At 60.7% G+C, this 19,071-nt stretch carries 17 protein-coding genes; 4 read left to right on the forward strand and 13 right to left on the reverse strand.

All coding sequences use genetic code 11. The annotated features are described in order from the left end of the window. Positions 1-3: 3 nt before the first annotated feature. Genes HB680_RS29230 through HB680_RS29260 form a run of 7 tightly spaced genes read right to left on the reverse strand, consistent with a single transcriptional unit; the run spans position 4 to position 6,706 of the window. Positions 4-840, reverse strand: a complete 837-nt coding sequence (locus HB680_RS29230) for an amino acid ABC transporter ATP-binding protein (RefSeq protein WP_213941789.1) — start codon at positions 838-840, stop codon at positions 4-6. Further along, positions 827-1,615 (reverse strand): amino acid ABC transporter permease, encoded by a 789-nt coding sequence (locus HB680_RS29235; protein WP_213941790.1) that lies wholly within the window; start codon positions 1,613-1,615, stop codon positions 827-829. Before HB680_RS29235 ends, HB680_RS29230 begins: the two co-directional genes overlap by 14 nt. Continuing rightward, positions 1,605-2,339, reverse strand: a complete 735-nt coding sequence (locus HB680_RS29240) for an amino acid ABC transporter permease (protein WP_213941791.1) — start codon at positions 2,337-2,339, stop codon at positions 1,605-1,607. The genes HB680_RS29235 and HB680_RS29240 overlap by 11 nt, the downstream gene beginning before the upstream one ends. Next, positions 2,336-3,547, reverse strand: coding sequence for an aminotransferase class I/II-fold pyridoxal phosphate-dependent enzyme (locus tag HB680_RS29245; protein ID WP_213941792.1), 1,212 nt, complete (start codon positions 3,545-3,547; stop codon positions 2,336-2,338). The genes HB680_RS29240 and HB680_RS29245 overlap by 4 nt, the downstream gene beginning before the upstream one ends. Beyond that, a complete protein-coding gene (locus tag HB680_RS29250) occupies positions 3,544-4,968 on the reverse strand; it encodes an FAD-binding oxidoreductase (RefSeq protein WP_213941793.1) in 1,425 nt (474 codons plus the stop codon). Before HB680_RS29250 ends, HB680_RS29245 begins: the two co-directional genes overlap by 4 nt. Beyond that, a complete protein-coding gene (locus HB680_RS29255; protein WP_213941794.1) occupies positions 4,965-5,816 on the reverse strand; it encodes a transporter substrate-binding domain-containing protein in 852 nt (283 codons plus the stop codon). The genes HB680_RS29250 and HB680_RS29255 overlap by 4 nt, the downstream gene beginning before the upstream one ends. Positions 5,817-5,863: 47 nt before the next feature. Continuing rightward, positions 5,864-6,706 (reverse strand): transporter substrate-binding domain-containing protein, encoded by an 843-nt coding sequence (locus tag HB680_RS29260; protein WP_213941795.1) that lies wholly within the window; start codon positions 6,704-6,706, stop codon positions 5,864-5,866. A gap of 246 nt (positions 6,707-6,952) precedes the next feature. Between HB680_RS29260 and HB680_RS29265 the strand changes: the two genes are divergently transcribed. Beyond that, positions 6,953-7,804: a LysR substrate-binding domain-containing protein gene (locus tag HB680_RS29265; RefSeq protein WP_213941796.1), complete on the forward strand. Its 852-nt coding sequence runs from the start codon at positions 6,953-6,955 to the stop codon at positions 7,802-7,804. 410 nt (positions 7,805-8,214) lie between these two features. Here HB680_RS29265 and HB680_RS29270 read toward each other — a convergent pair whose 3' ends face one another. Continuing rightward, the gene (locus tag HB680_RS29270; RefSeq protein WP_054050768.1) at positions 8,215-8,412 is read right to left on the reverse strand and encodes a YbdD/YjiX family protein; all 198 of its coding nucleotides are present in this window, start codon (positions 8,410-8,412) and stop codon (positions 8,215-8,217) included. Positions 8,413-8,427: 15 nt separating this feature from the next. Continuing rightward, positions 8,428-10,485: a carbon starvation CstA family protein gene (locus HB680_RS29275; protein ID WP_213941797.1), complete on the reverse strand. Its 2,058-nt coding sequence runs from the start codon at positions 10,483-10,485 to the stop codon at positions 8,428-8,430. 278 nt (positions 10,486-10,763) lie between these two features. Here HB680_RS29275 and HB680_RS29280 point away from each other — a divergent pair, with 278 nt between their 5' ends. Both HB680_RS29280 and HB680_RS29285 read left to right on the forward strand, forming a co-directional pair. After that, positions 10,764-12,119, forward strand: coding sequence for a cache domain-containing protein (locus HB680_RS29280; RefSeq protein WP_213941798.1), 1,356 nt, complete (start codon positions 10,764-10,766; stop codon positions 12,117-12,119). 39 nt (positions 12,120-12,158) lie between these two features. Then, positions 12,159-12,791, forward strand: a complete 633-nt coding sequence (locus tag HB680_RS29285) for a response regulator transcription factor (RefSeq protein WP_213941799.1) — start codon at positions 12,159-12,161, stop codon at positions 12,789-12,791. Between the two features lie 829 nt (positions 12,792-13,620). Here the strand turns inward: HB680_RS29285 and HB680_RS29290 are convergent. Then, complete coding sequence (locus tag HB680_RS29290) at positions 13,621-13,836, reverse strand: TOBE domain-containing protein (RefSeq protein WP_034150404.1); 216 nt, start codon at positions 13,834-13,836, stop codon at positions 13,621-13,623. 226 nt (positions 13,837-14,062) lie between these two features. Between HB680_RS29290 and HB680_RS29295 the strand changes: the two genes are divergently transcribed. Beyond that, positions 14,063-15,016 (forward strand): aliphatic sulfonate ABC transporter substrate-binding protein, encoded by a 954-nt coding sequence (locus HB680_RS29295; RefSeq protein WP_213941800.1) that lies wholly within the window; start codon positions 14,063-14,065, stop codon positions 15,014-15,016. 248 nt (positions 15,017-15,264) lie between these two features. Here HB680_RS29295 and HB680_RS29300 read toward each other — a convergent pair whose 3' ends face one another. The 3 genes from HB680_RS29300 to HB680_RS29310 form a co-directional block, all read right to left on the reverse strand. Further along, positions 15,265-16,599: an OprD family porin gene (locus HB680_RS29300; RefSeq protein WP_213941801.1), complete on the reverse strand. Its 1,335-nt coding sequence runs from the start codon at positions 16,597-16,599 to the stop codon at positions 15,265-15,267. A 126-nt stretch (positions 16,600-16,725) separates the two neighbouring features. Next, on the reverse strand, positions 16,726-17,610 hold the full coding sequence (locus HB680_RS29305) for an NAD(P)-dependent oxidoreductase (protein ID WP_213941802.1): 885 nt from the start codon (positions 17,608-17,610) through the stop codon (positions 16,726-16,728). 73 nt (positions 17,611-17,683) lie between these two features. Further along, on the reverse strand, positions 17,684-19,069 hold the full coding sequence (locus HB680_RS29310; RefSeq protein ID WP_213941803.1) for an MmgE/PrpD family protein: 1,386 nt from the start codon (positions 19,067-19,069) through the stop codon (positions 17,684-17,686). Between the last annotated feature and the right edge of the window lie 2 nt (positions 19,070-19,071).

Below are 19,071 nucleotides of genomic sequence, written 5' to 3' on the forward strand. Positions count from 1 at the left end.
GTATTACACGGACAGGCTATAGCGGCTCAGGTTGGTCAACAGGTACGGATCATTGGCATTCGCCGGGCGACGGCCCGGATCACCCAAGGCATGGCGCAGGAATTCCTGGGTGCGCTCGCTGCTCGGGTGCTGGAAGATTTGCGCGGCGCTGCCGTGTTCGACGATCACGCCGTTTTCGGTGAAGTAGACGATGTCGCTGATTTCCTCGGCGAAACGCATTTCGTGGGTCACCAGCACGCAGGTCATGCCCTCTTCGGTCAGCTCGCGAATCACCGTCAGCACCTCGCCGACCGTTTCCGGGTCGAGGGCCGACGTCACTTCATCGAACAGAATCAGTTCCGGGCGCATCGCCAGGGCGCGGGCAATCGCCACCCGCTGCTGCTGACCACCAGACAACTGCCCCGGATAGGCATCGGCCTTGTGTTCCATGCGCACTTTGGCCAACAGCGCCCGGGCCTCTTTTTCGGCTTCGGCGCGGCTGCGGCCCAAGACTTTGCGCGGGGCGATCACCAGGTTTTCCAACACCGACAAATGCGGGAACAGGTTGTACTGCTGAAACACAAACCCCACGCGTTTGCGCAGCTCGATGCGCTGGGCTTCTTTGGCCAATGTGTGAACTTCGGTGGCGCCGACGCGGATGCTGCCGCGCTGGGGCTGCAACAGGCCGGTGATGCAGCGCAGGATGGTCGATTTGCCGGAGCCGGACGGGCCGATGATCGACACCGCCTGGCCGCGATGCACATCGAGGTCGATGCCCTTGAGCACCGGGTTGGCGCCGAACGACAGGTGCAGGTCGCGCAGGCTGACCAGGGGCTCGGCGACGGTTTCAATAGAAGGCATAACGTCGCTCCAGGCGTTGGGTCAGTCGGGAAATCGGGTAGCAATAGGCAAAGAACAGCACCAGCAGACTCAGGTAAATCACCACGGTGAAACCGGTCATGTTCACGGTGTTGCTGGCAATCTGCGCGGTGTCGATCACGTCATGCACGCCCACCAAAGACGCGAGTGCGGTGCCCATGGTGATCACCGCGTAGAGGTTCATCCACGGCGGCAACATGCGTTTGAAGCACTGCGGCAGGATGATCGAACGGAAAATCTGCCCACGGGTAAACGCCAGGGAACGCGCGGCTTCCCACTGGGTGCTGGGGATCGAGGCGATGGCGCCGCGGAAGATTTCCGCGACGTTGGCACTCGCCGGCAAGGCCAGGCCGATGGTGACTTTCACCCAGTCCGGGAACGAGACATAGGTGCTGCCGAGCTTGATCTCGAACGGAAACACGTAGGTGGTGAAATAGATCAGCACCAGCCACGGCGCATTGCGGAAAATCTGCACCCAGATCTGCGCCGGCAAGCGCAACAGGCGCAGCGGCGACACCGCCAACGCCCCCACCAACAGTCCCAGCACCGAGCCCAAACCGATCGCCACCAGGCTGATCAGAATGTTCTGGCCAAAACCCACGGCCAGGGCCGGCGACCATTGCAGCAACGCCTTGAACACCGGGCTTTGCGGCGCGAAATACAGCAGAAACAGCACCGCGCCAGCCAAAATCAGCAACTTGCCGACATGCCGCCGTGGCCAGGCCAGCGGTGCGCTGACGGACGATTCAATGGCCATAGCCGGGCATCCTCAGGCGCGCTTCGAGCAGGCGCCCCACACAATTGACGATAAAACTCAGCAGGCCGAAAAAGCTCAGGATCAGGATCATCAGCTCCAGCACGTTATCGCTTTGGGTCCAGATCATGATCGCCGCGTACGTGATATCCCCGACTGCGATGGCCGAAGCCACGGCGGTCATCTTCACTAGGTCGATCAGGTTGTTGATCAGCGACGGCAAGGCAAAACGCAGGGCCAGGGGCAATTGCACGTTCCACAGCAACTGGCGACTGCTGAACGCCAGGGAGCTGGCGGCTTCCAGGGTCACCGTCGGCACCGCCTCGATCCCGGCGCGCAAGGCTTCGGCGTGGAACGCACCTTTGTGCAGCGAGATCACAATCACCACCCAGGCGAACGGCGTCAGCGGGTTCGCCGCACCGACGGCTTGGGTCAGCAACATGTTCAAGACGAGGAACGCGCAATACAACTGCACCAGCGTCGGCGTGTTGCGGGTGACTTCAATGAAGACACGCGCCGGTTTGGCCAGCCACGGTTTGCCCGAGGTCAACATCGCCGCCAACCCGACACCCGCCAGCAGGCTACCGACGATGGTAAACAGGCACAGCAGCGCGGTGGTCAGCGCGCCTTGTTCCAACGTGCCGCGTTGATAGGCGTCCAACAGAAAGGTGTAATTGAGGCCGAACCCGGCGGTCCAGTGGACGAACAGCTCCAACAGATGACTCATGGGTTGCCCCGCAACTGCCCGCAGGCATGGGCGATGCGGCGCCCGGCTTCGGCGACACTTTCAGTCGCGGTGGCAATGGACAGGCGAAACCACGGCGACAGGCCATACGCGCTGCCCGCCACGCCAGCGACGCCCTCCTCCAGCAAATACGCCACGACATCGGCGTCACTGTCGACGCGCACGCCGTCCGGGCGATAACGTCCCAACACGCCTTCGCAGCGGACAAACACGAAGAAACCGCCCTGGGGTTCGAGCACTTCCAGACCGTCCACTTCGCTTAACGCGGCGACTAGCAGATCCCGACGTTGTTGATACGCTGCAACCTGCGAGGGCAAGAAATCCAGTCCACCGTCGAAAGCGGCCAACGCAGCGGCTTGCCCGACCGAGGACGCGCCCGAAGTCGATTGCGATTGCACGACCGCCATAGCGTTGGTCAGCACCTGCGGCCCGGCACCGAAACCGATGCGCCAACCGGTCATGGCGTAGGTCTTGGATACACCGCCCACCAACAGGCAACGCGGTTGCAGATCCGGCGCGACGTTTAGCAGACTCTGCGGTGGTTGCCCGTCAAAGCGAATATGTTCGTAAAGCTCATCCAGCAGGATCAGCACCTGCGGATGGCGTCGCAGCACTTCGGCCAATGCCTGCAACTCGGCAGCGCTGTACACCGCGCCACTCGGGTTGCCGGGGCCGTTGAGAATCAGCCAGTGGGTGCGTTCGCCGATGTGCTGTTCCAGTTGCTGCGGCGTCAGTTTGCAGCCCTGGGCCAACCCGCACTCGATAAACACCGGTTCGCCGCCATTGAAGCGCACGCTGTCCGGGAACGATGGCCAATACGGCGTCGGCACCAACACTTCATCGCCATCGTCGAGGGTCGCGGCGAAGGCGTTGAAGATGATCTGTTTCGCACCGTTGGCAATCACGATGGATTCCAGTGGGTATTCGAGCCGGTTTTCCCGTTGGAGTTTGCGTTGTACGGCCAGTCTTAACGCTTTGACGCCAGGCGTCGGCGTGTACTTGGTGGCCCCGGCGGCAATCGCCGCGTAGGCCGCTTGTTTGATGTGTTCTGGCGTATCGAAATCCGGCTCGCCGGTGGTCAGGTCGAGGATGTCGCGACCGGTCTCGCGCAACGCCGTGGCCTGGGATTTGGCCGCCGCGTTGGCTGACAACGATACGCGCTGCACGCGTTTGGACAGGCGAACACTCATGGCTTGAGCACCTCCACGACTTTGCCCGGATTGAGCAGGTTTTTCGGGTCCAGCGCGTGCTTGATCCGCCGCATCAGGTCCAGTTCCACCGCGCTTTTGTAGCGATCCAGCAAACCGACCTTACGCTGGCCGATGCCGTGTTCGGCGCTGATCGAACCGCCGTGGGCGTGAGCGCTGTCGTGCACTAGCTCGCTGAGCGCCGCGTAGTTCGCCATGTGCGCCTCGACCGTCGAATCCAGCGGATGCGCGACGTTGTAGTGCAGGTTGCCGTCGCCCAAATGGCCGAAGGTAAAATGCCGCACGCCGGGAAAGTGTTGTTGCAGCAACGCATCGGTGTGCGCGACAAACGCCACGACCTGGGAAATCGGCACCGAGATGTCGTGCTTCATGTTGCGCCCGGCACGCTTCTGCGCCTCGCTCATGTTTTCCCGCAGCAGCCACAGGCCTTCGCTCTGGGCCAGGCTTTCGGCGATCAGCGCGTTGGCCAACAGCTCCTGTTCAAAGGCTTCGCCCAGCACCGTTTCAAACGCTTCGCGGGCGTGGCTTTCGCTGTGGTTGTCGGAGAGTTCCAGCAGCGCAAACCACGGCTGCTGCGCACCGAGAAACGGCTGCGGGCCTTGGGGAAATTGTTCGCGCAACAACGCCAGGCAATCGGCGCTGAGCAATTCGAACGCGGTCAGGCTGGCGCCGAAACCGGCGCGGGCATGGGACAGGAATTGCACGGCCTGCGCCAAAGAATCGAAGGCCAGCAGCGCCGTGGCCTGGGCCTTGGGCAACGGGAACAGTTTCAAGGTCGCGGCAGTGATAATGCCGAGGGTGCCTTCGCTGCCAATGAATAAGTCGCGAAGGTCGTAGCCGGTGTTGTCCTTGCGCAAACCGCGCAAGCCATTCCAGATTTCGCCCTGGGCGGTGACCACTTCCAGGCCCAACGTCAGTTCGCGAGTATTGCCGTAACGCAGCACTGCGGTGCCGCCAGCATTGGTGCCGAGGTTGCCGCCAATCGTGCAACTGCCTTCGGCGCCGAGGCTCAGGGGAAACAGGCGTCCGGCGTTACGCGCCACGTCCTGCACGGTTTGCAGGATGCAGCCGGCCTCGACGGTCAGGGTGTCGTTATCGGTATCCACGTTGCGTACGCGGTTCAGGCGATCGAGCAACAGCAACACGGCGCGGCCACTGGCGTCCGGGGTCGCGCCGCCCATCAAACCGGTGTTGCCGCCCTGCACCACGATCGGTGTGTCATGGGCCACGCAAGCGCGGACCACCGCCGCGACTTCCTCAGTGTTGGCCGGATGCACGGCGGCGATCACTTGCCCGACGTAACGCCCCTGCTTGTCCGTCAGGTACGGCGCCGCCTCTTCACTGCTTTGCACATGGCTGGCGCCGAGCAGTTGCTGCAATGTCGCGAACAACCCTTGGCTCATGGCTGGACCGCCAGCGGTGCGGCGTTGCGGTACTGTTCATGCAAATCGCGCAAGGCCTGGGATGGCGCCATGCCGGTGCGCTCGCCCAATGCGATCAACCAGCCGCTGCGGTGCCAGTCGCGGACGATGGCGTCGAGTTTGGCCTGGGTGTCGTGTTCACCTTTGCGAATCCAGATCACCGAGTTCGACGGGATCAAATCCCCCGGCAACGGAATCTCGTAACCGGCCCACTCCGCATCGCTCAACAACGCATGCATGGTCGGGCTGACATGCACCGCCGCCACGCAACCATTGCCGCGCAGGGACAACAGCGACTCGGACTGACTGCGAAACGCCTTGATCTCGGCGCCGTAGGTTTCCTGCAATGGCTTGATGAAGTTGCTGCCCTGGGACACGCACACCGGTTTGCCTTTCAGGTCGGCCCACTGGGTGATGCCCGCGCCTTTGCGAATCAGTGCGGCACCGCCGACTTCTTCGTAAGGCGTCGGCACATAATCAAGAATCTCGGCGCGCTCGTCGGTGTACTGCATGTTGGCGATCAGGATGTCGACCTTGCCCTGTTGCAGGAACTGCACGCGGTTCGGCGCCAGTACCGAAACGGTGTTGGTCTCGACGCCGAGCGCCTTGCCGATGCCCTTGGCCAGTTCGACGTTGTAGCCCAAGTGTTCGCCGGTCTTCGGGTCGATGGTGCCGAACGGCGGACCGCTGAGAATCACCCCGACGCTGATCGCGTGGCGTTGTTGGATTTTGTCGAGGGTGGCGTCGGCCTGGGCCAGGCTGGCGGCCAGCGCGGCGCACCCGGCCAGGCACAGGGTGGTCAGGGTTTTAGCGGAAAAAAGTGGCTTCATGCACGGCTACCTTGAGCGTTGATCGGTTGAAAACGAAGGGCCGGGACTCAGGCGCCATTAGCCTGGAACTGCTTCTGCAACTCGACCAACGCCGGGGACGCCGGGGTGATGTGGTTGCGAGTCTGGGCCTCGATCAGCCAGCCGCTGCGGTGCAGCTCCTTGATGATCGGGTCGAGTTTGGCCTGGGTGTCGCTCTCGCCACGACGGGTCCAGATCACCGACGGCGCCGGGTTGAGTTCCGGAGCGATGGCGCGGTAGCCCTGCCATTCGGCGGTGTCTGCGATCAACGGATTGATCAGCGTGGCGTCGTGCACGGCCGCGACGCAGTTGTTGCCGCGCAGGGCCAGCAAGGATTCCGACGAACTCTTGAACGCCTTGATCTCGGCACCCAACTCGGTCAGCGGCTTCACGTAGCTGCTGCCCTGAGAGGTGCAGACCGGTTGGTTCTTCAGGTCTTCCCAGCGCGTGATCTTGCTGTCCTTCAGAACCGCTGCGGTGCCGCCGACGCGGTAGAACGGCGTCGGCACAAAGCCGAGAATCTCGCCACGCTCGGCGGTCCATTCCATGTTGGCGATCAGCAAATCGACCTTGCCCTGTTGCAGGAACTGCACGCGGTTGGCCGGCAGGACCGGCACCAGTTGCACTTCGGCACCGAGTTGGCGGCCCAGCTCGTTAGCTAGGTCAACGTTCAAGCCGCGAGGTTTCTGGCTAGCGGGATCGATCCCGCCAAACGGGCCGCCGGACAGCAGCACGCCGACCACCAACACGTGGCGTTCCTGGATCTTGTCCAGCGTGGCATCGGCCTGGGCGGCAGTGATGCCGGACAAGGAGATCAAGGCGCCCAGCATCACAGGCAATAATCGTTTTACGGGTGAGCGCTCGAGCAACATGGATTTCCCCCCTCATGGATGATCGGCGTACCCCGACCTGATGAGTGGGCATCCTGGGTACAGCGCCCAGGTAACGGAAATACAAATATCTAATATCGTTATAACTCGCAGTATTTCCTTTTTAAGCAAAACGCTTATATCCCCGTATTTACTGGAGCCTGCGATCCTTCGGAAAAATACCCGCCAACAAACACATAAAAATATGTAATGTTTAGGTTTGCACCCTTGATATAAAAAGCAGCCGCCATGTCGACCCTCGATCTCGAATTACTGCGCACCTTCATCGCCGTGGTCGATCACCACAGTTTTGCCGAAGCCGGCGCGCAACTGGCCCGCACGCAATCCTCCGTCACGCAACATATGCAACGCCTGGAGCAGCAGGTGGGCGTGAGCCTGTTCGAGAAGCGCGGGCGGCAGAAACAGCTCACGGAAGCGGGCCAGCAATTGCTGCGGCATGCGCGGCAGATGCTTTCCTTGAATGACGACGCACTGAATTCCTTGCGTGAAAGCAGCCTGAGCGGCGTGCTGCGCATCGGCTCGCCCCATGACATCGCCGACACTATCCTGCCGCCGATGCTCAGCCACATAGCGCGCTCAGCGCCACGCTTGCGCCTGGAGATCGACGTCGGGCGCAGTCCATTCCTGATGGATGACCTGCACCGGGGCAAGGTCGACATGGTGATCTCCACCCGCGCCGACCCGAACCTCGAAGGCTTCGCCTTGCGCACCTCGCCGGTGTGGTGGATTTGCTCGGCGCAGTACATCCACAACCCCGGCGAGCCGTTGCCGCTGATCCTGGTGGATGAACCGAGCATCTATCGGCGTTATGCGCTGGAAGCCCTCGAACGCGCGAACATCCCGTGGCGTCAGGCGTACCTGGCGTCGAACCTGATCGGCATTAAAGCCGCCACGCGCGCAGGATTGGGCGTGACCCCCAGAAGCATGGAAATGCTCGGGCCGGACATGCGGGTATTGGGGGAAAACGATGGATTGCCGCGATTGCCGGATGTGACGTATCACCTGTGGATACGGCCGAATACGGTGAATCCGTTGGTGCGTAGGGCCTACGATTTAATCAAAAGCAATCAGGGCCACTAGCCAACACCACAAATCAAATGTGGGAGCGGGCTTGCTCGCGAAGGGACCGAGTCAGTCGATAGAGATGTCGACTGACCCACCGCTTTCGCGAGCAAGCCCGCTCCCACAGGGGTTTTGCGTCGTTCACAAATACAAGGCTCAACCCCAATCAAATGTGGGAGCGAGCTTGCTCGCGATGACGGCTTAACATTCAACAATGCTGCTGACTGCCAGACCGCTTTCGCGAGCAAGCCCGCTCCCACAGGGGTTTTGCGTCGTTCACAAATATACGTCTCAACCTCAATCGAATGTGGGAGCGAGCCTGCTCGCGAAAGCGGAGTGTCAGCCAACATCAATGTGACTGACAGATTGCCTTCGCGAGCAGGCTCGCTCCCACAGGGTAATGCGTTACTTCAGTGCCAACAGCTCGCTCAACAACACTTCGGCCCAGCCTTGCTCCCGTAACGCGCTTCCTGACGTTCCCGGAAGAACATTTCGTAGTCCATCACGGGCTTGTCCGGATGTTTGGTCTGCATATGCTCGACGTAGTTGTCGTAGTCGGGCATGCCGACCATCAGGCGCGCGGCCTGACCGAGGTATTTACCGAGGCGACTCAGGTCATTGAACATCGTGGCAATCCTCGATCACGCTTGCGGCACAGCCTGGAAGGGCGATTCTTTATCTGTGCGTTCTTTTGTACCCCAGGCGGAAATCCCGACCTTGAGTGCATAGAACAGGATGCTGAACACCACGAACAGGAACAGCGCGGTCAGCGTTGCGTTGGTGTACGCGTTGTAGATCACATGCTGCATCTGGTTGATGTCCTTGGCCGGCGCGAGGATCTGACCGTTGGCCAGGGCATCGCTGTATTTCTTGGCCAGGGCCAGGAAGCCGATCGCCGGATTCGCGTCGAACAGCTTGATGAAGCCTGCGGTAGTGGTGCAGATCAGCAACCACGCGGCCGGCAACAAGGTCACCCAGATGTAGCGTTGGCGTTTCATTTTGATCAGCACAACGGTGGCGAGCATCAGCGCGATGCCGGCGAGCATCTGGTTGGAGATGCCGAACAGCGGCCACAAGGTGTTGATGCCACCGAGCGGATCGATCACGCCTTGGTAGAGCAAGTAGCCCCACATCGCCACACAACCGGCGGTGGCGATCAGGTTGGCAGTCCAGGACTCGGTGCGTTTCAGCGCCGGGACGAAGGAGCCGAGCAAGTCCTGAAGCATGAAACGTCCGGCTCGCGTACCGGCATCGACAGCGGTCAGGATAAACAGCGCTTCAAACAGGATCGCAAAGTGGTACCAGAACGCCATGGTGTTTTCACCCGGCAGCACGCTGTGCAGGATCTGCGCGATACCGACGGCCAGGGTCGGTGCGCCGCCGGCGCGAGCCAGCACGGTGGTTTCACCGATGTCCTTGGCCACCGCTTGCAACGCTTCCGGCGTGATCGCAAAACCCCAACTGCTGACGGTTTGCGCAACCTGGATGACGTCACCGCCAACCACCGCAGCCGGGCTGTTCATGGCGAAGTACACACCCGGTTCGATTACCGAGGCAGCCACCATCGCCATGATCGCGACGAAGGACTCCATCAACATGCCGCCGTAACCGATGTAACGGGCATGGCCTTCGCTGGCGAGAAGTTTCGGCGTGGTGCCGGAAGCGATCAGCGCATGGAAACCCGAGACCGCGCCACACGCAATGGTGATAAACAGGAACGGGAACAACCCGCCCTTCCACACCGGCCCGCTGCCGTCGATGAATTGGGTCAGCGCTGGCATTTTCAGCTCAGGCATGGTGACCAGGATCCCGACGGCCAACGCCAGGATGGTGCCGATTTTCAGGAAGGTCGACAGGTAGTCACGCGGCGCCAGGATCAGCCACACCGGCAACACCGCCGCGACAAAACCGTAGCCGATCAGCATCCAGGTGATTTGCACACCGGTGAAGCTGAACATTTTGGCCCAGACCGGATCAGCGGCAATCTGCCCGCCGACGAAGATCGAACCGAGCAGCAACGCCACGCCGATCACCGAGATTTCGCCAATGCGACCCGGACGGATGTAGCGCATGTAGATGCCCATGAACATCGCGATCGGGATGGTCGCCATCACCGTGAACATGCCCCACGGGCTATCGGCCAGGGCCTTGACCACGATCAGCGCCAGCACCGCGAGGATGATGATCATGATCAGGAAGCAGCCAAACAGCGCGATGGTGCCAGGGATGCGGCCCATTTCTTCACGGACCATGTCGCCCAGGGAGCGACCATTACGCCGCGTGGAAAGGAACAGCACCATGAAATCCTGCACCGCACCGGCAAATACCACACCGGCGATCAGCCACAGCGTGCCGGGCAGATAGCCCATTTGCGCCGCCAGTACCGGACCGACCAAAGGCCCCGCGCCAGCAATGGCCGCGAAGTGGTGACCGAACAGGATGTGTTTGTTGGTCGGGACGTAGTCCAGGCCATCGTTGTTGAGAACAGCGGGGGTGGCTCGATTGGGATCCAGCTGCATCACCTTGGTGGCGATGAACAGGCTGTAGTAACGGTAGGCAACAAGGTAAATGGCGGTGGCGGCGACGACGATCCAGAGGGCGTTGATCGCTTCGCCGCGGCGCAAGGCCACGACACTCAGCGCAATCGCTCCAATGACAGCCACGACAAACCAGGCGAGGTGTTTAACCAGACGGGTCATTGCGTGTCTCCTGCCGGCAGTCCGATAGGCCGCGGCGATAATTTTTATAATGGTGCCCGTTATGCGAGCGTGCCTAATATCCGCGCATGTCGCCATCAGTGAAATCCGCAGTACTACGTAAGGCCCCTCTACGTAGTACTACGCAGATCGCCCGCCCCCGTTAGTCCGACCGCGTTTTTCACGCGCAAGATTGCGTCGTTTTTGGCCTATCATGCCCCCACCACGCCACCCGCCAACGGCCCTGCCGCACCGTCGCCCGGTCTGGACCGGAGTAAAACATGCAGCTCAAACACAAAATCGTTGCCCTGGGCATTCTGCCGCTGATCCTGGCGATTGCGGTTATCTGCGCCCTGGTCATGTTCCAGAATCGACAGCTCGGTGAGCAGCAAGCGCAGCTCATCGAGGACAGCATCCTCGCCAGCAAACGCGCGGAGCTGAAAAACTACGTCGAAATGGCCAAGAGCCTGATCGAGCCGCTGTACGACGATGGCCACGGCGACGCCGTGGCGCAACAGCGGGTGCTCGAAGAGCTGCGCAAACTCAGTTTCGGCATCGACGGTTACTTCTTCGTCTACGACCGCCAGGGCCGCAGCCTGATGCACGCGCGGCAATCGGACCTGGTGGGCAAATACCTGTGGGACATGACCGACCCGCACGGTCTGCCGGTGATTCAGGCCTTGCTGAAAAGCGCCGAATCCGGCGCCGGTTTCCAACGCTATGCCTGGAAAAAACCCTCCACTGGCGCGGTCACCGACAAACTCGCCTACGTGGTGATGCTGGATCGCTGGGGCTGGATGCTCGGCACCGGCATCTACCTCGAAGACGTTGAACAGGCCACCCAGCAAGCCCGGGATGAAGTCGCTCAGGGCATCCACGGCACCATGCTGGCGATTGCCGCCGTGGCGCTGATTGCGGTGCTGCTGGTGTTTGTCAGCGGCATGACCCTCAACGTCAGCGAACATCGTCTGGCTGACAAAAAACTCCAGCGCCTCAACCAGCGCATTGTCAGCTTGCAGGAGGAGGAGCGCTCGCGAGTGTCCCGTGAACTGCATGACGGCATCAGCCAGTTGCTGGTGTCGATCAAGTTTCAATTCGAACTGGCCAGCCATTTGATCGAGGCCGGTCGCGATAATGGCTTGAATATCTTGCGCGAAGCCACCGAACGCCTGGGCAGTGCCATCGGCGAGGTGCGCAGCATTTCCCATGACTTGCGTTCGTCGCTGCTCGACACCCTCGGACTGCCTGCCGCCATCGGCCAGCTCGCCGCCGAGTTCCAGCAGCGCAGCGGCTTGCAGGTGAACTATGAAAGTGATCTGTTCGACTGTGATCTGGTGGACGGTGCCGCCGTGGCCGTGTTCCGCATCGCCCAGGAAGGGCTGACCAACATTGAGCGGCACGCCCAGGCCAGTACGGTGTCGATCAGGTTGCAGGGGTCCAAAGAGGCGTTGCGCCTGGTCGTCGTGGATAACGGCATTGGCTTTAACGTCAATCGAGTCGATCGCTTGAACGCCGGCATCGGCCTGCGCAATATCCGTGAACGGGTCGAACATTTCGGTGGCCGACTCGACCTGCATTCAACACCGGGCCGAAGTGAGCTGAACGTCCTTATCCCGATGAGCATGACGGCCGCTTGAAGCCGATCATCCTCACAAAACAATAAGAGAGTTGCATTGATGAACCTGCCCTTCCCGATTCGCGTCGCCCTGGTCGACGATCATTCACTGGTGCGCGACGGCATTCGCGCGTTGCTGGCGGTGGTGGATTTTCTCGCCATCGTCGGGGAAGCCGACAGCGGCGCGAGCGCGATTGAAATGGTCCGCGAAACCCGACCTGACTTGCTGCTGGTGGATATCGGCCTCAAGGACATGAACGGCCTGGAACTGACCCGGCAACTGCGTCGTGAGCACCCGGAGATCAAGATCCTGATCCTCAGCATGTACGACAACAACGAGTACGTGAGCGAGTCGGTGCGCTCCGGGGCCAGCGGCTATGTGCTGAAGAATTCCCCTTCCCGGGAAATCATCGCCGCGATCGAAGCGATTGCCAGTGGCGGCACGTTCTACAGCGCGGAAATCGCCCGAAAACTGGCTGCCGACCGCCCCTCCGACAACGAACTGACCCCGCGTGAGAGCGAGGTGCTGTGCAAAATGGTGTTGGGCATGAACAACAAGGAAATGGCCCGCGAACTCGACATCAGTGTGCGCACCGTCGAAACCCATCGCCTGAGCATCCGCCGCAAACTCAACATCGACAAGCCGGCGGCGTTGCTCAACTACGCGATTGAGCGTGGGTTGATTTCCCGATAGCCACCACACGACCTGAGTCCGGCTCGTGTAGCAACTACCGAGGCACGAGGCTGCGTACCGCTCGTGTAGCAGCTGCCGAGGCACGAGGCTGCGTACCGCTCGTGTAGCAGCTGCCGAGGCACGAGGCTGCATACCGCTCGTGTAGCAGCTGCCGAGGCACGAGGCTGCATACCGCTCGTGTAGCAGCTGCCGAGGCACGAGGCTGCGTACCGCTCGTGTAGCAGCTGCCGAGGTACGAGGCTGCGTTCGGCTGCGAAGCAGTCGTGAATTCAGGCTACGCGGTGTTTCAGTAGAATCGCGAGCCCAGGTTTTACGACTGCTTCGCAGCCGAACGCAGCCTCGTACCTCGGCAGCTGCTACAAACGAACGCAGAAATCAGGCTACGCGGTGTTTTAGTAAAATCGCGAGCTCAGGTTTTACGACTGCTTCGCAGCCGAACGCAGCCTCGTACCTCGGCAGCTGCTACAAGCGAACGCAGAAATCAGGCTACGCGGTGTTTCAGTAGAATCGCGAGCCCAGGTTTTACGACTGCTTCGCAGCCGAACGCAGCCTCGTACCTCGGCAGCTGCTACAAGCGAATGCAGAATTCAGGCTACGCGGTGTTTCAGTAGAATCGCGAGCTCAGATTTTACGACTGCTTCGCAGCCGAACGCAGCCTCGTACCTCGGCAGCTGCTACAAGCGAACGCAGAAATCAGGCTACGCGGTGTTTCAGTAGAATCGCGAGCCCAGGTTTTACGACTGCTTCGCAGCCGAACGCAGCCTCGTACCTCGGCAGCTGCTACAAACGACCGCAGTTGCTACACGCGCATGTTCGCGCCAATGCCAAATCAGAGCTTGGCAATCGACACTTCGGTGGACTTCACGAACGCAATCACTTCGCTGCCGATTTTCAATTCCAGATCGCGCACTGAACGGGTGGTGATCACCGAGGTGACGATGCCGGAGGCGGTTTGCACATCGATTTCCGAGACCACTTCGCCTTCCAGGATTTCTTTGATAACACCTTTGAACTGATTACGAACGTTAATCGCTTTGATGGTCATGTTGAGGCTTCCTGTCTGATGTGGGGCGAAACCGCACTGAGGTGCAGGCCTTCAAAATGCACTGCTTCCGCAGATAACAAAAGGAATAAATAACGATTTATTTATTCCTCAATCGCATATGCAAATCCACTAAGCTAAGATCCAAAAATTATTTAAAGAATAATTCTTAGAACTCTATGCTCATGACAGATCGCTACCTTCTCCGTCGCCCACTGTCGAGTTCGCCATGTCAAAGCCCTTCAAGAATGCTGTCCTTACCGGTCTGGTGGTTGCACTGGCTCTGTCCTTCACGCTGCCGGCCCAGGCCAGGGAAACGGTGCGCATCGGTTACCAGAAATCATCGACCCTGATCACCCTGCTGAAAACCCAGGGCACCCTGGAAAAGGCCCTCGCGCAGAACAACATCGACGTGACCTGGCATGAGTTCTCCAGTGGCCTGCCGCTGCTGGAGGCGTTGAACGTGGGCAATGTCGATATCAGCGCCGACGTAGCCGATACCGTGCCGATTTTCGCTCAAGCGGCGCAGGCCAAACTGACCTACTTCGCCGAGGAAGCGCCCTCGCCTTCGGCCCAGGCCATTGTCGTGCGCAAGGATTCACCCTTGCAGCAATTGGCGGATTTGAAAGGCAAGAAAGTCGCGGTGACCAAAGCGGCGGGTTCCCACTACTTGCTGATCGCGGCGCTGAACAAGGCCGGCTTAAAGTTTTCCGACATCGAACCGGCCTACCTGTCGCCTGCTGATGGCCGGGCGGCTTTCGAGAACAACAAGGTCGACGCCTGGGTCACCTGGGAACCCTTCCTCACCGGCGTGCAACGCCAACTGCCGACCCGCACTCTGGCTGACGGTGTCGGCCTGGCCAGTTACAAACGCTACTACCTGACCAGCAACACTTACGCCAAGGAACACCCTGAAGTGCTGAAGCTGGTTTACGAACAACTGCACAAGGCCGGTGACTGGATCAAACACAACCCGCGCGATGCCGCACAAGTGCTCGGGCCGTTGTGGGGCAACCTGGATGTGGAAACCGTCGAAGCGGCCAATGCCCATCGCAGTTACCAGGTACAACCGGTGAAGGCGGATCAACTGGGCGAACAGCAAAAAATTGCCGATGCGTTTTTTGCCGAGGGGTTGTTGCCTAAAGCGGTGGATGCCAAGGATGTCGCGATCTGGAAGCCCTGATTCACCACAATCAAATGGTAGGAGCGAGGCTTGCCCGCAATGGCGGTGGGTCAGTCAACATCCATGTTGGCTGTGATGACCTCTTCGCGAGCAAGCCCGCTCCCACAAGGGGTTTGTGGTGTTACACAACTATCTGATTCATCCAGGATCAACTGTGGGAGCGGGCTTGCTCGCGAAAGCGGTGTTTCAGCCCATGAAGATGCGTCGGATGTACCAGCCTCTTCGCGGGCAAGCCCGCTCCCACAGGGCTACATGAAGTTGTAGGTGTAGTTGAAGATCAGTCGGGTCTGATCCTGGTCGGGGATGTTGGTGCCGCCACCGCGATAGGTGCCATGACGCACTGTCGTGCCGAAGCCCTTAAGCGCGCCAGTCTGGATGACGTAGTCGACCCGCATGTCGGTTTCCCATTCCTTCTGATCAGCGCCACCGGCCGCCACGGACTTGATGTCATCGCCATGCAGATAAGCGACGGAAGCCTTCAGGCCCGGCACGCCCATTGCCGCGAAGTCATAGGAATACTGACCGAACGTGGTGTTCTCACCCGCGCGTGCGAACTGGTTGATCACGCTGTCGGTGAACAGATAAAAACTGGCACCGCCCGCCCCTTCATTCGCCAGGTTGCCCTGGTTCACCCAGACAAAACCACCGTCGTCGGAGACCCGCTGATGGCCGAGCATCAGCGCGTTGCCACCCAGCGTGTAAGTGAACATCGCTGACCAGGTCTTGTTGTCGACCTCGCCGGGCGTTCTGGCGTAACCACCATTGTTATTGAACAAGTAGCCGGCGGTGCCATTGGCGCCGTCGGAGCGGCTGTCGAAATAGCGCAGGTCGGTTTTGAAGGACTGGTCATCGCCGATGGGCAACACGTGAACCAGGCCGAGAAAGTGCTGCTTGTAGAAGTCTTCGAGGTTCGAATAGTAGTACTGCAACGTCAGGTCTTTGGTGACGTTCCAGTCGACGCCGCCGAAGCGGAACTGGTTGCTGTCCTCGGTGCCGCCCGCCACGGACAGGCCGGTGCGGTTACTCGATGCGCGGCCCGTTGCATGTTCAAGTTGCCCGGCGATAAAGGTGAAGTTGTCGATTTCCTTCGAGGTGATCATGCCGCCCTCGAACGTTTGCGGCAACACACGCGCATCGTTGGCCACCAGAATCGGCAGATTGGGCGCCAGGGTGCTGCCGTAACGTGCTTCGGTCCTGGAGAAGCGCGCCTTGGCGGTGGCGCCCAGGCGGCTCCACTGATCCACGGCCGAACCGTCGCTGTCGCTGGGGGTGAAGCTGTTGTTATCGGGATGAAGTCCTTTACCGCCATCCAGGTGAATGCCGACCAGCGCCTGAACGTCCAGGCCGAAACCGACAGCCCCCTCGGTGAAGCCGGACAAATAGTCCAGCCTGAAACCTTGCGCCCATTCGCGCTGGTCGGCACCGCCTTCGCGGTTGTCGTTGTCGTAGTAGAAATTGCGTGCGGAAACACTGGCTTTACTGTCCTCCAGAAAGGCCGCGTGGGCAGCCTGACTCAGGGTCACGCCCATGGTCAGACCGGCCAGTGCGATGGAGGCGGACAGCGATTTATTGTTGTTTTTCATGTGTACTCCCGAGATGCGTTTTTATTATGAGTGAATCGTCAGGCACTGCTTCGCCCTACGGCTCTCCTGAAGAGAGCCGCGGTTGCAGGGTTTGCTACGGGTTTTTTGGGCGACAGGCGCCCCTTGCTACGGGCCCGCCCACGCCTCGATGTCGAGCACCAGCTCGGTCAGGTCGCGCTTGCCGCCGTCGTGCAGCGCCGCGACATTCCACATCTGACGCAAACTGCTGCCCACCCACATCGGCACGCCCAGCGCCTGGCACTCATCGACCGCCAGGCCGATGTCCTTGCAGACGCTGCCAATAGGAAAGCCAAAATCGAAGGTGCGCGGCAGCACGTGTTTGGGGAATTTATCCAGGGTCGCGCCGTTCTTGCCGCTGCCGGCATTGATCACCGACATCATCACTTCGGGGTCGAGTCCGCCCTTCACCCCGGCGACGAACGCCTCGGCGGTGATGGCGAAGGCCGTGGTCGAAAGCATGTTGTTGAGCAGCTTGAGCAACTGCCCTTGCCCGGCCTGCTCGCCCACCACGAATACCTTGCCGAACACATCGAACAGCTCGCGCACCTCGGCGATGGCCTCAGGCTTGCCCGCGACCATCATGGCCAACGTGCCTTTCTGCGCGCCCGCGGCGCCGCCGCTGACCGGTGCATCGACGGTTTCGATGCCCCTAGCGAGAAGACCGGCGGCGACCTCCTGCTCCGCACGTGAGCCGACTGTCGACAGGTCGACCAGAATCCGCACCGCCGAGCCCTCGACGATGCCCTTTGCGCCTAAGACCACGGCTTTGAAAATCGCCGGGTTCGGCAAACTGGTGAAGATGATTTCCGCACTGTTCGCGACTTCCAGGACGCTTTGTGCCACCCGTGCGCCCAACGCCGACAGTTCGTCCAGCGCCTGCGCATCGGTATCGAAAATCACCAATGAGTGGCCCTGCTCGATCAAACGTCGAGCCATGGGACGACCCATGACCCCGACCCCGATAAATCCAAGCAATCTATTGTCTGTCATGTCCGCTCCCGAAATTTCAAACCATTGCGCCGCGCCCTTGGCCAGAGTGGCCTGTGGCTGCAGCGATCGACATTCATCTGCCGGTGGCGAGTTGCATCACAACGCTCGCATCCGACGCCTGATCCAGTGACCACAGCGCATCAATCAACGGTTCAACCGCGCAGCCCGAACCACCGTATTCAGCGAGTTCGCGCAATTTGCGTTCAAGGTCGGGATCGCTGAGCGGTGCGGCCAGGCTGCCTCGGGAAACCGAGACCTTGCGCGACAGCGTCTGGCCGGATTGCAGCAGGATCCGCACCTGCGCCGCTTCCACTGCGTAACCCGTGTCATCGATGAACACCAACTTGGGATACAGCGCCCGTAACGCCGGGTCGGCCACCGCCGAATCGCTGAATTGCGCGAGGCCTGCCTCCCCCGTTGACAAGGCCACGGCGACCGCATGCTGGGCGCTGACCTGCGACTCCCGGCCGCTGCGGATGTCGGGCCGATCCGTGCGCTCGCGCAGCAGTGGGTGGCCAGTCAACTCGACGCGCACGACGTCGTCCATCGACCATGCGCGGTCTTGATAAAGCGCCAGGCACGCCTCAATCACCGGGTTCAACACCACACCACAGGGATACGGTTTGTAGGTGTTGGCCGACAACGCCCAACGCTCGCCCAACCCCTCGCTGACCTGGAGAAAATCCGGGCGTTCGCCCATGACCCGAAGGAAGCCGCGCTCGCCCTCGATCGGTCGCTCGGGGCCGGCAAAACCTTGCTGAGCCAGTAGCGCCGAGAGCAGCCCGTTACGCGCCGAATTGCCGACACCGATGCTCTTTGCCGCACTGCCCAGCGTCTCCACCAGACCCGAGGACTGGGCACTGGCATTGCCCAGCGCCCACAGGTGCTGCTGCGCATCCAGGCCCAGCAGTTTCGCCGACGCGGCCGCTGCGCCAAAAACGCCGCAGGTGGAGGTGATATGCCAGCCGCGCTGGTAGTGATCCGGAAAAATGGCCATGCCCAGGCGACACTCGACTTCAACCCCCAGAACAAACGCCAGCAGCAGTTGTTCACCGGACACTGGCGTCGTCTCGGCTAACGCAAACAGCGCGGCGGCCACCGGCGCGGTCGGATGAATGATCGTCGGAATATGGGTGTCGTCGAAGTCGTAGACATTCGCACTCATGGCGTTCAGCGAGGCGGCATGCAGCATGTCCGTGCGCTGCGCACGTCCGACCAGTCGCGCTTGCTGCCCCGCGCGAAAACGCTGGAACAGCGAGATCGCTTTGCCGACATCCGGGTCATTGCACCCCGCCAGACAGACCGCAAAATAATTCACTAGCGCTCGCTTGGCCTCATACCGCACGGCCTCGGGCACGTCGCTCCACTGGGTACGCTCGATGAACCCGGCCAGTTGTCGCGTCAACGGCGGTACCTCGGTGCCACGATAAATCTCGGGGCGAACTTCGCCTCTGGTCATGC

This window comes from Pseudomonas sp. dw_612, assembly GCF_018449725.1.
GTDB lineage: Bacteria > Pseudomonadota > Gammaproteobacteria > Pseudomonadales > Pseudomonadaceae > Aquipseudomonas.

Coding starts and splice junctions, on each gene's coding strand:
- HB680_RS29285 (WP_213941799.1), top strand. CDS start 12,159: ATGAACCTGCCCTTCCCGATTCGCGTCGCCCTGGTCGACGATCATTCA.
- HB680_RS29280 (WP_213941798.1), top strand. CDS start 10,764: ATGCAGCTCAAACACAAAATCGTTGCCCTGGGCATTCTGCCGCTGATC.
- HB680_RS29260 (WP_213941795.1), bottom strand. CDS start 6,706: ATGTTGCTCGAGCGCTCACCCGTAAAACGATTATTGCCTGTGATGCTG.
- HB680_RS29295 (WP_213941800.1), top strand. CDS start 14,063: ATGTCAAAGCCCTTCAAGAATGCTGTCCTTACCGGTCTGGTGGTTGCA.
- HB680_RS29230 (WP_213941789.1), bottom strand. CDS start 840: ATGCCTTCTATTGAAACCGTCGCCGAGCCCCTGGTCAGCCTGCGCGAC.
- HB680_RS29275 (WP_213941797.1), bottom strand. CDS start 10,485: ATGACCCGTCTGGTTAAACACCTCGCCTGGTTTGTCGTGGCTGTCATT.
- HB680_RS29305 (WP_213941802.1), bottom strand. CDS start 17,610: ATGACAGACAATAGATTGCTTGGATTTATCGGGGTCGGGGTCATGGGT.
- HB680_RS29255 (WP_213941794.1), bottom strand. CDS start 5,816: ATGAAGCCACTTTTTTCCGCTAAAACCCTGACCACCCTGTGCCTGGCC.
- HB680_RS29300 (WP_213941801.1), bottom strand. CDS start 16,599: ATGAAAAACAACAATAAATCGCTGTCCGCCTCCATCGCACTGGCCGGT.
- HB680_RS29250 (WP_213941793.1), bottom strand. CDS start 4,968: ATGAGCCAAGGGTTGTTCGCGACATTGCAGCAACTGCTCGGCGCCAGC.
- HB680_RS29270 (WP_054050768.1), bottom strand. CDS start 8,412: ATGTTCAATGACCTGAGTCGCCTCGGTAAATACCTCGGTCAGGCCGCG.
- HB680_RS29240 (WP_213941791.1), bottom strand. CDS start 2,339: ATGAGTCATCTGTTGGAGCTGTTCGTCCACTGGACCGCCGGGTTCGGC.
- HB680_RS29235 (WP_213941790.1), bottom strand. CDS start 1,615: ATGGCCATTGAATCGTCCGTCAGCGCACCGCTGGCCTGGCCACGGCGG.
- HB680_RS29245 (WP_213941792.1), bottom strand. CDS start 3,547: ATGAGTGTTCGCCTGTCCAAACGCGTGCAGCGCGTATCGTTGTCAGCC.
- HB680_RS29310 (WP_213941803.1), bottom strand. CDS start 19,069: ATGACCAGAGGCGAAGTTCGCCCCGAGATTTATCGTGGCACCGAGGTA.
- HB680_RS29290 (WP_034150404.1), bottom strand. CDS start 13,836: ATGACCATCAAAGCGATTAACGTTCGTAATCAGTTCAAAGGTGTTATC.
- HB680_RS29265 (WP_213941796.1), top strand. CDS start 6,953: ATGTCGACCCTCGATCTCGAATTACTGCGCACCTTCATCGCCGTGGTC.